The organism is Novipirellula galeiformis (assembly GCF_007860095.1).
GTDB classification, from domain to species: Bacteria; Planctomycetota; Planctomycetia; order Pirellulales; family Pirellulaceae; genus Novipirellula; species Novipirellula galeiformis.
The window spans coordinates 747,378-763,830 of the sequence record NZ_SJPT01000004.1 but is presented as its reverse complement, the minus strand read 5'-3'; the positions used below and the strand labels follow the sequence as shown (position 1 = coordinate 763,830).

Annotated in this window: 7 protein-coding genes; 1 reads left to right on the top strand and 6 read right to left on the bottom strand. The window is 55.9% G+C overall.

The annotated features are described in order from the left end of the window. The first annotated feature begins 89 nt into the window (after window positions 1–89). Window positions 90–1,232 carry a hypothetical protein gene (locus Pla52o_RS13725; protein WP_146595158.1) on the top strand — a complete coding sequence of 381 codons (1,143 nt, stop codon included), beginning with the start codon at window positions 90–92 and terminating at the stop codon, window positions 1,230–1,232. Between the two features lie 188 nt (window positions 1,233–1,420). Here the strand turns inward: Pla52o_RS13725 and Pla52o_RS26910 are convergent, their stop codons facing one another. From Pla52o_RS26910 to Pla52o_RS13700, 6 genes are all read right to left on the bottom strand, one after another. Continuing rightward, entirely contained in the window at window positions 1,421–1,564 is a 144-nt protein-coding gene (locus tag Pla52o_RS26910; protein WP_197169225.1) for a hypothetical protein, read from the bottom strand. 138 nt (window positions 1,565–1,702) lie between these two features. Continuing rightward, entirely contained in the window at window positions 1,703–2,476 is a 774-nt protein-coding gene (locus Pla52o_RS13720) for a hypothetical protein (RefSeq protein ID WP_146595157.1), read from the bottom strand. A 557-nt stretch (window positions 2,477–3,033) separates the two neighbouring features. Beyond that, window positions 3,034–8,076, bottom strand: a complete 5,043-nt coding sequence (locus Pla52o_RS13715; protein ID WP_146595156.1) for a vWA domain-containing protein — start codon at window positions 8,074–8,076, stop codon at window positions 3,034–3,036. Then, on the bottom strand, window positions 8,073–9,803 hold the full coding sequence (locus Pla52o_RS13710; RefSeq protein WP_146595155.1) for a peptidylprolyl isomerase: 1,731 nt from the start codon (window positions 9,801–9,803) through the stop codon (window positions 8,073–8,075). Before Pla52o_RS13710 ends, Pla52o_RS13715 begins: the two co-directional genes overlap by 4 nt. 758 nt (window positions 9,804–10,561) lie before the next feature. Continuing rightward, a complete protein-coding gene (locus Pla52o_RS13705) occupies window positions 10,562–10,852 on the bottom strand; it encodes a PAAR domain-containing protein (protein WP_146595154.1) in 291 nt (96 codons plus the stop codon). Between the two features lie 49 nt (window positions 10,853–10,901). Further along, complete coding sequence (locus Pla52o_RS13700; protein ID WP_146595153.1) at window positions 10,902–16,439, bottom strand: hypothetical protein; 5,538 nt, start codon at window positions 16,437–16,439, stop codon at window positions 10,902–10,904. Window positions 16,440–16,453: the final 14 nt, after the last annotated feature.

Here is a 16,453-nt window from a genome sequence, read left to right as displayed (position 1 = left end):
GAAGCAAATCACGTCGAACGATGCACTCGAGCCCCCAGCCATTTTTCGGGTAGGCCGAAAAATTCCCACTCTCTTTATTCGGATCTAAGATGGCGACTGTTAAATACACAACGTTGCGAAAATTTAATCTCAATGGTGGCGTCAAGTCTAAATACCTTGACGTGGGGGCAACCACGGTCGATGTGATTATCGAGATCGACAAGACGCTCGACGACCTGATTAAATCGGGCAAGGAAAGTCTAAAGATCAGTCACCTAGGTGACGTGGCTAAGAAAGAGGTCAGCAAAGCGAGTAAAGCATTTGCGGACACGATCAAAGACCTCGATAAGAAAATCGCTCAGAATATTCTGGACAAAGAAGCGACTGACGCGAAGATCAAAGAGGCAAACCAAGTCCTTAGGCATTACGCCAAGATTGTCGAAGCCAACGCCAATGCCGCTGTCCAGAAGGAATGGCAAGGGTACATGTCCCGTCGCAAGCACTTGAAAAGCTTTCGCATCAAGTGCGTGGCAAAAATCACGATGAGTACGATTGGAATCGGAATCGCCGTGACCTCCGCCGTCATGTCGTTCGGTACGCTGTGGATGAACATCGGTACCGCCGCGAAAGGACTAACCGATCTCGTCCAGACGGCAAAAACATGGAGCCAAAGCCTTGATACCGTCTATCGCGACCTGCTGGTTCAGATGACCAAGGTCGATGCACTGAACGCAAAGCGGGAAAAAGCGAAAAGCACGAAGGAAGCTCAAAAACTATCCAAGACCAAGGAAGGCCTCAAAGAACTGACTAACTCGCTGTTGCCCATTTCAAAAAGCATGGTCAAGGCGACCAGTGAAATTGAAAACACTTGCAAACAGTTTCTAGGCCTCGTCGCAAAACTTGAGAACAAAGCAGACGACATTGCTGGCCAGATCAACAAACTCATGAAGCTGATGACCAAGATTCCCGACAAGCAGCTCAGCAGCGATTTGAAAGCCATCGTCACCCAAATGGACCGGAAGATCCAGGAACTGTTTAGCGAAATCACGAAGTTGCACAAACGCTCACAGAACGCGGCCAAGTTTGGCAACCGCGCACTCAAGGCAACCCAAAAGCTAAGAAAACAGGACCAGTGGGGCCCCGTCGATGCGGAAAAATCACTCGACACCGGCAAGCATGCAATCTCGGCGTACGCCGTTACCAACTTTATTTATCAGCTCGCGAAGAATGGAAAATCATTGATCCCGATATAGTGTCATCTTGCTCGACCAACGAGGTTGTTCGTTGCTGGCACCATTGAGCAAATTCACCCGCTGTGGAAGTGGACCTTCCGCAGGCTTGCTGCCGTTTCTGAGCTGGACCGGGGGATCAAGGCGGTCAAGGTTTTCACCTGATGATCGCCAACGCCCGATGATGGCCTACGCCCGATGACCACCAACGGTTATCGACGAGACTCGACGGACAAGCCTTGCTCTACACCCGCCTCGATTTCCGCTAGCGCATTTTCATCGTTGATGTCGCTGCCGTCACCCGACGGCAGCGACCAAGTTTTGGCGAACGCCGCTACTTTTTCAATCGATGTCATTTCTCAAAGTGCTCCCGCTCGGAGCACCGACTTAACGCCAACGACGCTATCATCCCGCACCCCGGGGTTAGGGTTTTGCGAGCGTAGCGTCACAAACGACAAGCCTGGGTGCGTGCGTCAGCAAAGTGTCGGCAACGGTTAGCTATTGGCCTTTACCCACTCTTTCACAGCCTTGACGACCTGTACCAGGGCGCTCATTTCTTTCTTGACGCCGGCCGCATCGGCATTCTTGGGTAAGGCTCGCCCGTCATTAGCCCAGGCGGTCATGATTTTGACGACCCCATCGAGATCCTTGCCCTTCCAGGTCACCATCCCCTTCTTCTGAAAACTCATGGCGTTTTTGATGTTTTGGGTGATATCGCGAGCGGCAGTTACGATCCCCGAATTGAAGACAGCAACCTTCGTTTCGACAGTCTTTTGCGCCTCCACCTTTGCCAAAAATGCGGACATTTTTTTCAAGCCGCTCTGAGTCCCTGGGATCACGACCGCAACCGCCTTCTCCTTCGCCGTCATTGCGGTCAATTGATTCGCGTAGGTTACCCCCATGGTGTTCATCGTCACGGTCATCGCTTTGATCCGCTTCTTTAGCATCACGACGGCCTTCCCATAGGCGCTGTCGGCATCGGCCTCTTTCGCCAGCGTGGCTTCCAACAGCTTGATGTACTTCTCGCCATCTTTCTTGAACGCAAGAACGACTTTATCGTACGTCGCGATGTCTTTGGCCTCGAGCGTTCCTTTACCATTCTTTACGCCAAGATCGGCATAGGCTTTATCAACCTTCTTCAGGGCATCTTCGAGACTGCTGGATTTCCGAAAGATGCCTAACGTTTTCTCTGCAGGCTTTTTCTTTCCCGTCAGGGTTTCGAAATCTTTCTTACAAGCTTTCCACTGAACAATGTAGGTGAGGTCCATTTGTGTTTTCCTTGGTAATCGCCGACAGGAGATGTAAGCGTGGTGTGACGTTGCAACGAAATGAATGGGGTTAGTTGCTGCACAAATTAAAGACGCAAATGAAACAAAAGCTGACACAAAACAACGAATGATCGCTAAATAATTTCAATGCGTTGCATTACCGCTTTGAATTCCCAGACCCCGAATCCGAAAGCATGAACGCCAGGAGTTGCTAAGCAGCAGGAATGATTGGGTGAAATCCCATTAGCCGCTTGGGCGTTAGCCCCGGTTGAACCGCTTGAACCGTGGCTAACGCCAAAACGGCTAATCTACCGAAAGACTCCTGCCTACCTGCTTAGACCAGCGGATGATTCTTAAGCAAGCGGGTCCGGGCATGGTCGCTTGCTGCTCCCCAGCAAGTCGCGTTCATCGTTGCCCTTGCCATCGTTGCCCTTGCCATCGGTTGCCCCTGTCATCGGTTGCTCGTTCCTGACGGAGTTGGGCGAACGTATTCTTTGCTTTGCGAAAGCGTGCCGAAGCAGATTCCAAACCGAAGGCAAGCCTTTTGGCTGCAATCACTATCGGGCGGGTTGCAAAGAGATGACGTCGGCGGCGTGGAACAGTTCAACCTCAATTGGCTGCCCCCCCGTCGGGTTCAACGCTCCCGCCTGCAACGCCGACATGGCCGTCAACACGATCTGCGATTGCGAGGATCGCTCTATCCCGCCGGCGTCGGAGTTAGCAAACGAGAAGGTGTGAGCAACGATGCCGTGAGCCGCGTCAAACTGATGCGTCACGAGCGTTGGCTGATACTGCTGGGCCGTGCGGAATTCCACTTTCAACTGGCCCAACCCTTGTGTCCCCGAACCCTGACCCGACGCATAATATTGCTCGATCACGCTGACAAGATATTGATCGTGGTTTGCGGATCGATCACTAACGGAAATCTGCAATTGGATCGATGGGAATTCCGGTAGCTTATAGCTGACGAAGGATTCCGGTTGATCCAAAACCTTCTGCAGCGGGATCGTTTCCATTGGCGCCGTTGGGGCGAACTTACAGAAATACCGCAACTGAGCCGCATCAGCATCGCTGGGCCAATCGGCTGCTTTCCATCGGAGCAGTGGCACCGGTTGTCCAGGCTCAAAATTCGAATCGTAGAACCAGTAGCGGTGATTGCGATCTTCGACACCCCGGATCACCGGGGTCACCATTAAACAGGTTTCCGCGGGCCGTGGCGTCACAGGGTCAACGGTGGATTGAATCGAAACCGGGAACACCGCATCCGCACCGAGACGCTGAGGGCGGTGGGCACGCAGTAGATAAGGAGTTTTTTCGTTGCTGGCACCTTTGACCAAATTCACCCGCTGTGGAAATTGACTTTCAAAGGGGATGGGCAAAAATCGACGACCGTCGTCGGACAATCGAATTTGCAAGGCCTCGCCGCCCGACAAAGGAATCACTTCGCTTAAAGATTCGAAGACCAATCGAAATTGATCGCTGGCGGTGAGCGCGGTATCGACCGTCACGGTTCCGTTGAGCGTTGCAACGACCGTATGCTCACCATGATCCGAGTGAGCATCCGTGGACGAATCCTGCAGTGAGAAACTCCCCATCGCGAGGCTCTCACGAAGTTGCCGCACCAATTCACCTGCGTCGTCGACGGAGGTCGCTTGGCCTCCGGTGGCATCTGCGATCTGTTGGAACTCCGCCTCCGTAGCAACACGCTCGTTCGCATCGAGCCCAAAACCGAGCAGATGGATTGGGACATTGACCCCCTCGGCGGCTCGCAAGACGTCTTGCCGAGTGACCTTGGCTGGTTTGCGAATGTCACTACGGCTGGGGGTGAATTGATAGTCACGACCGTCGGTAATCACGATGATGCTTTTTTGCGTGTCAGCATCGTCATTTCGAAACGCGCTGAGTGCTTCGACGAGCGCAAGGTTCAGCGGTGATTGGCCCCATGGTTGGACCGTATCAAGTCGCGTCAACACTTGCCCAGCATCAAAGCGTCCCAATGGTAAAACGGTCTCGATATCGAGACTTGGCATCAGCCCCTCCGGGACGTTTGGCCCCGCACTTGGTGACTGGCTACGCTGAGGTGGATCGGAACGTGTCCAGGCAACGCGGTGACCAAAGAAAACGACACCGACTCGGGTGGCATCTTGCTGTGACAATTCGTCCAGCATTTCGATCAACGCAGTCTTCGCCAAATCCAATCGTGATGTGGAAGCGTCCGACGCGGATTCTCCCGCCAGCGGTTCCTCCATACTACGTGAACAATCCAACACAAACATCACCGATGCCCGCCGTTGTCGTTGCCCGATCAATGTGATCCGGCTGTCGTGATGGCGGTGAGGTTGATATTGCACCACCGTGCCACCCAAGCGATTAACCACAAACGGTTGCGTGTATTCGTTACCACGAAACGTCGTGGATACAACAAGTCGTGGGCTGACCGGTTGCTCTGCTTCCCCGCCGCTGCTTGCGTCGACATCGGGGGCAATCGCAAGGTCAAAGCTTGTAACATCGGGGAGCGGGGATTGCACCGTTGCGGCGCCGGTCAATTGACGGCGATCGGATGTCTGCACCCAAACCGCTGCGGTGCCTGGCGGCAACGCCCGATCAGGCAATTCACCGGGTGCAGGTGGCAGGACCGTAACATGGATCGATTCCTCGGATTGGCCCGCCGGCGAGGGCCGTGGCGATGGCAAAGGCGAGGTGTCGGCTTTCATGGCGAACCCTTTGCGGGCACCCAGTCGCCGTTTGATTTGGTCTCCTTGAACTTTCGCGATCTGGCGTTGCAAGGAGGCATCGGCGGGACCAATGCGGTCGATCATCGCTAAGCAATCGGTACAAGCCGAATCGAAAAACGGCGTCGCGCCGGGGCCCCGCACATCGGATTGCGGTGAGCCTAAAAAGGCTTCGAGTTGTCGCTCGGCGTGCCAGAGCAGTAGCTGTTGTAAATCGCGTCGCCAAACGTGTTCGAGTGGTGAGGGTTTCGGTGATCCGCTGCTCAGCGACAAGCATTGAAGCTGCATTCGCGCGGCCGAGGACCAAACCGCCGGGTCGCTGGGGTCGGTCATCAAGCGTGTCGAGTCCGCGTCGGCCGTCCAGTTCGCAAGCGACTCGCGAACCCGATACCCCATCCGCTCAATTCGCTCTACCCCATTTTCAACGGCGACCACCGGTGACGAGGCCGCGGCATCGGTTGCCGCCAACGTCGCAGGGTTGGCTGGTTCACTTTGGGTGATCAAGATCGCTGGATGAACCGACCAGGAAAGCAATCGGTCCAACGATGGGATTGCCGCAGCAGTCGTGGTTTCCGTGGCCAAGTTTTCCCATGGCGATGATGTGGATGCGGAATCAACCTCCGCGGTAACGTGCTGAGAGGCAGCAACCGCATCACGGATTTCACGTAGTTTCCGGCGTTGTTGCCAAGGCAAACCGGGGGCTCGCAGCGCCAAGTTGAGTTGCCGGATCGATGCGCTGGTGATGTCGTCTTGTTGTGCGAGGTTTGTCAGAAATCGATCCAGTTGTCCCTCGAGTTGAACCAACGTCTGCTGCAGTCGATCCGACACATCAAAAAACGGAATTTGTTCGCTGGCATCCGACTCGGAATCCGATTTTGCAGCGGGATTGACGCCAGAGTTCGAATTCGCGTCGAGAAGACGATTGAGCGTAATCGCATCGCGCAAAGCTGGAATAACCAAAGTCGTGACTAAGTCATCGGGGGTATCAACGGCGTCGTCACCGTTGGATTCTGACAAGGCGTCGATGGGTAGCCCCGCGATCGATTCAGCGACAAAAGGCAGCCGATTCATCGCCTCGTCGCGAACCGAATAGGCTTCGATCACTCGGCGGAGTCGCTGACCAACGGATTGATAGGCTTGCCGAGCGGACATCCATTGGGAGTCGATCGATTCGGCTGCCGCATTTTCACCCGCGATCAGCAAATCTTCGGCTCGCAACCGCTCATGATCGGCACGTTGAAGTGATTGTTTTAACCACGCCGTCGCGCGAATGTCTTGCGTTGCGGAGTCCAAACGCATGACAGAATATTGATCGGCCTGATTTCGAAGTTTCAAGACTTCGACCACCGGATCCTGCCGTGTCCAGCGGTTGAGGGTGCCATAGCGCTGCAGCAACTTTAGAAATTGCAGGTCATCGGTCGCTGCGTTAGCGTTGGCGCCACCCGAAGGAGTTGCCCCGAGCGTCGTGATCGTCGAATGCAATTTAGATCCGCTGGGTCGTGCGACCAAGTCATTCCAACTTTGCGTTGCCGCTTCACTCGCAGCGGATGTCACGCACCCCATCGTGACGGCTAATTGTGAAGAAGGAACCGGTGCACCGGACAAAATCGGTTGCGACTGTCCCGTCAACACCCGTCGGACGGTCACGGGAGAGGTTTGAACCGGAGCTTCCTGCACTTGTTCCGAGATTCGTTTCAACTCACGTTCGATCAGCGTCCGTTGACGATTCGCCTGTTCTTTATAGGCGGAACCCGCTATCGCCAAATCCTCGAGCCACAGCATTTTCTGTTGAAGCTTCGCGTACGGTTCAGGTGCAACCGCCAGCAAATCTTTTCGAGGCAATCGCGACACCTGTTGCCAAAGTGCATCGAGCTGTGCCGGAGTGACCGACGGTGTCGCGTCGACTTGAAAACGGTCTTGCCATTGCTGCAAGCTGTTCCCCGAGAGTGACCAAACCAAATCAAAATCGTCCGCTTCGGCGGGCAACCGCATTACCGCTTGGCGCGGCATCTGGTGAGCGTGACACCAGCGACTAAATTGTGCATTCAAATAGTCGGCGAGTTCCTGGACCGAGACGCGTCCGTCCCCGTTGCCTGAGTGGGCGTGTTGGGCTTCCGCTGCGATGGCCGGATGGTCTGCGGCACCCGCCAATCCGTGGGCGACAAAATAGCCAAATAAACTACCACCGAGTGCCGGACTACTCCACCCAATCTGATCGGGCGAGGTGCTATTGAGGATCACTAAGTTCGGATGTCGCGCGGGGTCGATCGCCGACGCAAGTCGGTCGGCAAACGTGTTATGCAATTGTCCGGTTTGCCAATGCGACAGGGTGCGGTTGCTGTCGAGCAAGACCAATTTGTGAACGGTAGCAGGCAAGCGGTCCGAAATATGGTTCAGGATTTCTGCGATTGGCAACCACGATTCTGAATCCAGTGGCGACGCGTTCGTAGGCATCAGGTAGGGAATGCCGTTGGAATCCACTCGTCCATGAAGGCTAAAATGGAACATCACGGTCCCGGTCATCGCCCCTGAGCGAACAATGGAATCGAGATCATGGTCGAGGCGTTTGAGTGCCAATTCACGACTTTGCCAATCGGGCGAGGCATCAAAGATCTGAACCGTTTCTTGATCGAGCGTTGCTAATCGCCGCGCGTCTTCATCGGCCCAGGCGTTAGGCAGCACGGGCCATGCGTAATCGGTGACCGTCGCAGAGATCAACGGCGTCAATCTTGGTCGATGGACCAGTTCATAAACCCACAACCCAATGAAGGCGAGGGTAACAGCAAACAGCAATCCGACTGCGATTGCGCGTATGCGGCGACGGGATCGCAATCGTCGGCGAACTTCATTAACGGTATTGGCATTCATAGTTGGGCTGTTTCCGGGCCTGAACCGCCCTGCGATTGCGATAAGATCTTCGATTCGGTCGACTCGGAATCGACGACAGGCTTAATGACTTTCAACTCCGCTGGGACGTCTAGTTTTCCTGGGACTTCTGGTTCCGCTGGCTCGTCACCCGCATATTGAATCCGAGCTTGCGTCCTTAATTGTGCGATGTACGCGGTTTCTGCTGCTTTCCGTCGGTCTTCGAGAATATCCATTTTGACCTGACGTGTGACATCCTCTAGCGGCTTGGGCGGACTGAGTCGAATCTCGTTAACGAGCACAAACGATGCCCCGAGTGGACTTGTCATGATCTCGCTGGCCTGTCCCGGCTTGAGCGATTCCAAGGAGTCACGAATCGCCGGAAACGCGACATCGTTGAGTGTCATAAAGTCAAACGTTTTGCGATGCACGTACCGCTCGTCATAGCCGGTCGGCGGTTCGCTACGAAAACCGGTGGCGGCTAATTTTGCATACGCCAAAAACTCGGTCGCGAGATCGGAATCGCCCACCTCGCTCGCGTTGACTGAAAACTGTTGCCAACGGATCTGATCCGGGGCTCGATAAAGTTCCGCATGCTGTTGATACCAAGTTGTCACGGCCGCTTGGTCCACCAAAGCATCATGATCCACTTGGCGACGCAGCAACTCCTCGGCGAGCGATAACTCAAAGCGAGCATTCAGCGTGGTTTCGTCGTAAGCGACTTGGCCAATGGGATTGCCCAATGGGAAGGTGGATTGCTCTTGCAACCGTTCGCGGACCGCAACGGATAGCACAATGCGGGCGGTTTGGGCGAGCACTTTGCGGTCGATCGCCTGTTCAAGCACTTCGTCCATCAACGATTGCAATCGCTTGTCACTCGCGGATTGGATCGACTCGCCACTCTCAACAAAGCGTTGTTCCACCGTGGCCAGGATTTCTTCAGCCAGGATTGGCTCGCCGTTAACGCGGACCAGGACCTGAGACGTGACGGAGTTTGGTTCTGCCGCATGCCGTACGAGTTCGCCAATCGCTCGCGATGCTTTGCTAAGCAGTTCTCCCTCTTCGAGTTCAGGACCTTCCGCTGGCAAATGATCGTATCGTTCGTCGGGATTCCCGATCGGGACACAACAATGTTCCAGTGCCAATCGCGCCGTCCGACGAACTCGGCTCGATGTCTCGACAAAGCAGCCTGTGCTATCGACGTCCCACGCCAATCGCGATAACCCCTGGTGAACTTCCAAGGTGCAGCAGCTATTCTTGCCACAGGAGCAGCAATCCTGTTGAGCCACTGCCCGAAGTGCTTTGACGGTTGCATAACGCACCTCTTCACTGCAATCGGTCAGATTCGCAGCTAATGCTTCGGCAACGCCCTCGTAGCAACCACAACCGACGGTTGCTAAATACTCGGCTGCTTTCGCCTTTTGTGCAGCCGCATCTTTCTGTTGCTTGACCTTGGCGGCTGCCTGAACGCTGGCGGGAGCGTCGGGACTGAGATTGGCGGGGTCGGTCAGTGCCAACAACGGGGGCTTGGGTTCGAGTCCGGGAAACCGACCACCGAGCCGAGCGGTAATTCGATCACGAAGCAATCGAAGCAGCCCAGCCGTGCCACCGATGACTTGGTTAATCCCCAGAAACTCCGGCAGTGTGCAACTGGGGCTCGCCGGAGCAGGAGCGGCAATGGCAACCAACGTGGTTGTCCCCACGGTGGCACTGGTCGGCGGTGTCGGCACTGGGGGAGCTGGGGGAACAATCGGTACCGATGAACACCCGCTGCTAATCAAACACCACAATGCCAGCAAACAGCATAGCCGATCTGTTCGCCCAAAATTCACGTAGCTGCCCTAAACGAGTTCAAACGACTGCACCCATCCGAATGCGCCCTATGTGACTATAAGCCTAAAGTGGCATCGGCAATTCGGGTCCTGCGGCCTGAGCATATCGCAGGGATTAAGTAAAATTCGCCTATAACACCTGGGCTAATGCCGCCTCCGTCGCAATCAAAACGGACACTCCAAGTCGCTCCCTAACGGCTGGTTGATTTACTCGCAATGCTGCGCATAGCGATGAGCCGGTGATCGCCAGTCTGGGCTGTGGAAAATTTGGGTTTGTGGGGTTTGTGGTTTGCGCAATTTTCATCCCGACGGGATGACCAACAGTAGCCGGTGGTTTGAGCGCAGCGAACACCACCGGAAGGCCAGCGTGGATGTCCCAACCGACCCCACAGGGTGTCGTAGACCGAGCAAGATTGTCCTAACCGATTATTCAACAACGTGTTACGCATTTTGAATCATGTGCGCAAACAAAATCATAATCCGACGCGTGAGCGAGGGATTTTACGAAGGGTCCCTCGCTTACGCTTCGGGTTATGAAATATCCGCGTCTAGCGCTCGCCGACTAACTAAATCATAAAGAGCTTTACGCACATCCCACTCACGCCAAACTTCTGGCGGTGGTTCGGGCACGGGATGGCGGAGCGGGTAGGTGCGGGTCATCCAATCAGGACGGTCGGGCAGCCTGGTGCCGAAATCACCCCACCATGACCGGCGGCGTCCGTTAGTCGCGCCGCAGGCTTGCCACCGATCAGTACCATTGGGGATCCACCGGTGACGGTGCCAGGAGGACCGACGCAAACGGTCGGATCTCCCATTCGTGCCGCTGGTAAATTACCGATCAGCACGGTGGGACAGCCCATCGCGATCGGTCCGCCCACGTGGGGCACGATCGCTGTAACCGCTGGGCAAACTTGCATATCGGTCGCGCGTGCTGCGGGTAAACCCATGAGGATGTATCCTTGGTCAACGTTGGTTTTCTAATCGATTGAATCACGTTTATTCAATCATGATCTGAATCGGCTGTATTGTCTTATTGCCCTCAGGCACCACCACTTCTTGTTCACCCGAGCAATAATGATTCCTGACGAACGCATTGCTCTTTAGCATGTAGCTGCCGGGCGCAACCTTGGCAAAGCGAAATTCGCCAGCAGCGTTGGCGACGCGTGTGGCGATCAAACGTGGTGTCTCTTCGACCGTGAACAAATCCACTTTCGCACCCGCACCGGGAGTTTTTCCATGTGCGACCCGACCGCTGACAAGTTTCGGTTGTTGCGCCTCCGCTTCCATTTCGGCTGCGGAACGAATTCGCAACGAAATTGACGTGGGAGGACCGACGTTGCCAACCACATCGGTTGCCTGCAGCAACATGGTGTGCGTCCCCGCTATTAGCCCTGACGTCGGCAACGTGGTCGCCCACGCACCACTCGGTGTTAGCGTCGCCTTTACCGCTGGTGGAACCTCTGAAAAAGAGGTTGTCCCGGTCACCGCAAAACCAATCTTGACCTCAGCAACCCCCGATAAACCTTCGTCATCAACGGCGACGGAGACTTCGAGCGGTTTTTCTTCGACGACCGATCGACTGGGCAAGACCCTGACCGCACCAAGTCGAGGCGGCTGACCGTCCAAAACGATCTCGACCGGGTCACTCCAGACTTCGGTTTGTCCGGTACGCAGATGCCCCAGCAAATTTACGCGGGCGTCGGCCAGCGTCCCCGCGGGGATCGGCAACTTGAAATCGCTCACCTCACTGACGATGTCAAACGTTCCTGTGCCAGGCGGCAAGGGAGCTTTGGGGGGCTGCCAACCAATTCGCACCTGCCGATCCGATCGCAATACAAGGGGAGACTCATCGCGGAATTCACGATCGCGATCGGCATCAATCCCGATCGCAAACTGGTCGCGAGGATTCAAGAACGAACCCACCGGTGCATCGACTCGGGCCTCGACCTCGATCGGCTCTGCGGGCGACGCAAAAGCCTTGCCCGGTATCGGAGACGTGATCACCACACGGCTGCGATCGGTCCATTCGGATACCGACGGTTGCGAGTTGGTGGGACGCAAGCGGTACAAAAAGGCTCGGGGAAACTGATCGACATCCAATTCGACAAGCAACTGCGTGTCATCATTCGTCGGGATGTCGGCGCTCAGACGCAGATTAGTTTCGTTCGCGTGCAAGCGTCCTGCGAGTGTTAAATTCACCCCCGGCTCGGCATCATCGGACAGCCGAGCTTGGATAGGAATTCCTTCCGCCGGGACCACAAAACCTTTGACCGCCTCGACATCAATGACGAGCTTGCCGACGGCCGCGTCATAGCGGACCCGAGGCTGAACGTAGCGGCGCGGACGTTGAGGCGAACATTGGATCGGAAGGATCGCGGTGGTGCCGGTCGCCGCATCACGAATCACCACGAGCAAACCATGCGTGATTGAGATTGCAGGTGCTTCGGCGTCGGTGGGTTCCGCATCGGTGGGTTCAGCGGAGTCCGATGGAACCGCGTCTGGGGCGACTGCGGCTTCCGAATCGCTCCCCTTCGGTGGAAGCGGTGGTGAGGGAAGCAGTTCCACCGGACGAGCGTCGGCCGGTAAGGTGATCGGTCGGGGTGAAACCAACGTCACCGTCGACAAATCGTTGAGCCAATGGTCGGCTGCGGATGCGGGTAACATCGTTTCAGGTACGTTCAACGGCATCGAATCGACGGGAGCGACCACCGATACCATCGCGTCAAAATCGCTGCCGCGTGTGTTGTGGAGCGAAATGCGGTACGACGTCGCGCGATTCGGATAGGGATGCAGCGTCGGTTGCGTGCCCTCGGTTGTCCACGTCTGCGGATCACCTTGAATCGCGATGGCCACCGCAGTGCGATCGGGGAGCCGAATGGAAACGTCCGATCGCGAATGGTCAGTCGCCGTCAACGCGCGAACGACCACCTTGGACCGATTGCCAACCTGATCTTGACGCAACAGCGTCAACGTCACGGGTTGCGATTCTCCGGGTTGCAACTTTAACGTTGGCGGCAGATCGGCGACATCAGGACGGAAAGGATACCGGGCCGCTTGACGAAGACGATTGAGCTTCCCAGCTTGCTCAGCTTGTTGTCCACCGTTCGCCGAAGTGCTGACCAGCAATTGCAACTCGTCGTCTGCATCGCGAACCAACCAATTCAATTCGTCTCGCAGCGCCGTCTCTTCATAAACATTGGGCGTCCGTTCGGAATGCAGATTGATGTAACGCGGATCGAACTGCACCACCAACCAAACCTCGGTAGCTTCCCGACTTCGGTTGACGATGGTGACGTCGGTGGAAATCTCGGACTCTTGGGGCGAGAAGACGATGCTTTCGGTCGCTTCCATTGCAATCGCTGGAGTAGGAACGAGACTTAGCGATGGCTGCATGGTCTCGGCTGCCGCGAGCGACCGATAGCGTTGTGCAGACGCCAGATGCAATTCAAGATTTGTCGGTAATGATTCGGCAATCGCCTCGCGATCGCGATCCGCCTGCCAAACAAATTGATCATACCGCTCCGCCGAATCGATTCGCATCGCAACAGCACCAGGATCAAACAAATCGCTTAGAGCGGGGACAACCGTTCGAATCGCTAGTTGCGTTTGATGCAATCGGGACCGTCGTTCGTCACGCTGCGGAGCGTCACTCAAATCGCTTGACTGCTCTAGCCATTGGACTAACCGAACCGGCCACTGTTCATGGTCGTTCGTCAAGGACGTTCGCAATTGATCGTACGCGGCGCTGAATTCATCAATGCTGCGAGGTGTGGCGACCCAATCGGAAAGTGTTTGCCGCACGGAGGGTGCGATCAACGGTGAACGAGTGAGCAACGATTTATCTGGGTCGGCAACCTCCGCGGAATCACCATCATCAGACGGGCCAATCGGATCGGCAATCTCCAGCAACATTGACTGCCAACGGACCCAATGATTCGCTTGACGTTGCAGATTCGCCAGGCGTGTGGGTCGTGCTGGGTCATTTTGCCAATGGCCTGAGTAAGCGCGTTGTGCGTTTAACGCCACGGCGGTCGGAGGCGAATAATCCTGCAGACTGACGGCTTCGATTTCGCCGACAACCGCGATCCATTTCATGCGGCTTTGCGCTGACAACAGCGGAGTTTGCAGCACGAGACTCATGTACCAAGCATCCGACGAACGTATCGGTCCCTGGACCAACCGTTGTGTTGCCGAATCGTTGAATCCACGACGTAAGTCTTCGAGCAATGCTTGCAGTTGTCGAGCAACGTTTTGAAGGTCAGCAGGGTACGTGTCTTCGGAGATTCGAATGCTTAACGACGCCAAGCGACCGAGTACTTGATGGAGATCTTCGCTCCTCGGCAAGGGATGAGTCAAATCGGCATGGGCATGGCGTTGGAGTGCGATCAGGAACGGTAGATCGGCCAACAATTCGTTGGTCAGTCGATCGAGACGAAGCCGAGCATCGGCGATTTCCAACAACCGCATGTAGCTTGCTTCGGCGGCTGCGAGTCGATTTCCTGCGGCCGATCGCCAATCCGACTTCAATTGGTCGAGCATCCACCGCTCCGCATCGCGGCGTCGCGAATCCGCTACCTTCAAATCGTCTTGAAGCGGGGCTAGCGAAGCAACCGACACAGCCGCTCGCTCGCCTACGATCGCAGTGCGAAGTAGTTTTTGGACGAGCGCCCAGTCGGTTGCTGCTAAAGATGCAAACTGCTTTGCCAATCGCAATTCGGTAATCCGCTGGAAATCATCTTGCCAAGATTCCTCGATCCATTTCAGGAAACCATCGGGTAACTCTTGGTCAATCAGCTGAGCGTATTGATCAATGGCTTTCCGCTCGGATTCATTCCAACGTTGATGTGACGAATCGGTTGCCTCTAGCAATGCCAGCGAACCGAGGTCACTTGCCAACGCAATCGTGGGGCGTCTTCGCAAAAATCGATCGACAAGGCGATCCGAATTTTGCTTCGCGACCGTGGCGGAATCCAGCAACGTCGCCATCGGCAGCAATTCTTCGGTCAGCAACCGTGACAGCGGACGCGTTTCGAATCGCAAACCGCAACGGATCGATTCATCGACCGCCAAGAGTTGTTGACGGTAATCCCACCAGAGATCGGGCGCGTAATCGAGTGGCCGAGGCGATTGCCCCTGTGCAATGGTCAATTGGTCGTGGATGCTCCAAGCTTGGGCCAATTGATCCAGCAGCGAAACATCTTGAAGCGGATCGGTGGGTTCAATACCGCTGGCATCCGAATCGGATGGGTCATCGGCATCGTTCGGCTGCGGACTTCCCGTCTGATTCTCTGGGACAGCATCCGACGGTGCGGGTGCCTTAGCGGGTTCGCCTTCCTTGCCGTCTTTTTTTTCCGATGACGGCTTCGCAGCTTTGCTACCCGAATTAGCTTCGAGCCCACGCAGTTCGGAAGTGATTTCGGGCACCCGAGCTTCGGTCAATTTATCGCGAACAGGGTTGATTAACGGTCGCATCCGATTGGCTGCGCGCTCGCGAAATACGTTCTCCCACTTTCCACGCTCGCGAGGCTGCCTTGCTTCGGCCAAACTGTCTTGGACGTCACCCTCACGTGCCTCTTCGGGCACACTGCCAACGGACAACAACGGAACCGACGGCCAAGCGGTGTCAGGTCCGCCGCCGCCCCACAGCAGTTGCGGTGTCTGCGTCGTAAACCCATCACTGATTTGTCGCACCCAATCCGCAACACTGCCACGAACATAGACCAACAACTCATCGGTATCGATCAACTGGTCCCCGTCTAAGTCCGCATCGCCTTTCAACCCACGAGCGACGAAGTAGGCGAACACGGTGCGATGGAGTGCCGGCGACCGATGGGTCATCTCTAACATCGAATGAGAGGTTAACACCCATAACGTTGGGTCCCCGGTCTGTTGCACGGCGGTCGCGACTTGGCGTGTGAACGTCCCGGGCAGTACGGTCCCACGGTCGGCCAGCAGATTGGTTGACGTATCCAAGATCAACAACTTCGTTCGACCGGGTAAGCGTCGAACTTGATCGATGACTTGTGTGACTGGCATCTCGATCGATCCGTCGGCCAACCCGCCAATCCGCAGGGTGGCGGTTGATAGAGGCGGACTCGCTTCGTTGCTAGGGCTCGTGCTTGGCACCGGCTGACTTTCGCCCTCGTTAGCGGACACATAGATCAGGACGGCGTCGTTGGCGTCGATCGATTCGCCCAATGGCGTCTGGGCAAGATTGCCAATTCCGATCGTGGACAGAGGCATCAATTCAACCATGGGCGGGTTGTCACCCGATTTTGCCAAGCTGGTTTTCAGCGGTGTCAGATGAGCGTACTGTTCCAGCGCGTAGGGGGGCGGAGCGACGCCTGCGACCGGATCATCGCCCGCAATCGCGTAGACGAAATGGGTATTGGGATGCTGAAACGGCGACACCAACGCCATGATGAACCACCCCACCAATGCAAGCAGCGCAGCAGCGACCGCCAATCGCGCCAATCGCTTGGCGGGGCTGCGTCGGCTGTGGGGAATGTCTCGCCAACCTTGGCTGGTGACCATGACGGGATCCTCGG

Coding starts and splice junctions, on each gene's coding strand:
- Pla52o_RS13700 (WP_146595153.1), bottom strand. CDS start 16,439: ATGGTCACCAGCCAAGGTTGGCGAGACATTCCCCACAGCCGACGCAGC.
- Pla52o_RS13705 (WP_146595154.1), bottom strand. CDS start 10,852: ATGGGTTTACCCGCAGCACGCGCGACCGATATGCAAGTTTGCCCAGCG.
- Pla52o_RS13725 (WP_146595158.1), top strand. CDS start 90: ATGGCGACTGTTAAATACACAACGTTGCGAAAATTTAATCTCAATGGT.
- Pla52o_RS26910 (WP_197169225.1), bottom strand. CDS start 1,564: ATGACATCGATTGAAAAAGTAGCGGCGTTCGCCAAAACTTGGTCGCTG.
- Pla52o_RS13715 (WP_146595156.1), bottom strand. CDS start 8,076: ATGAATGCCAATACCGTTAATGAAGTTCGCCGACGATTGCGATCCCGT.
- Pla52o_RS13720 (WP_146595157.1), bottom strand. CDS start 2,476: ATGGACCTCACCTACATTGTTCAGTGGAAAGCTTGTAAGAAAGATTTC.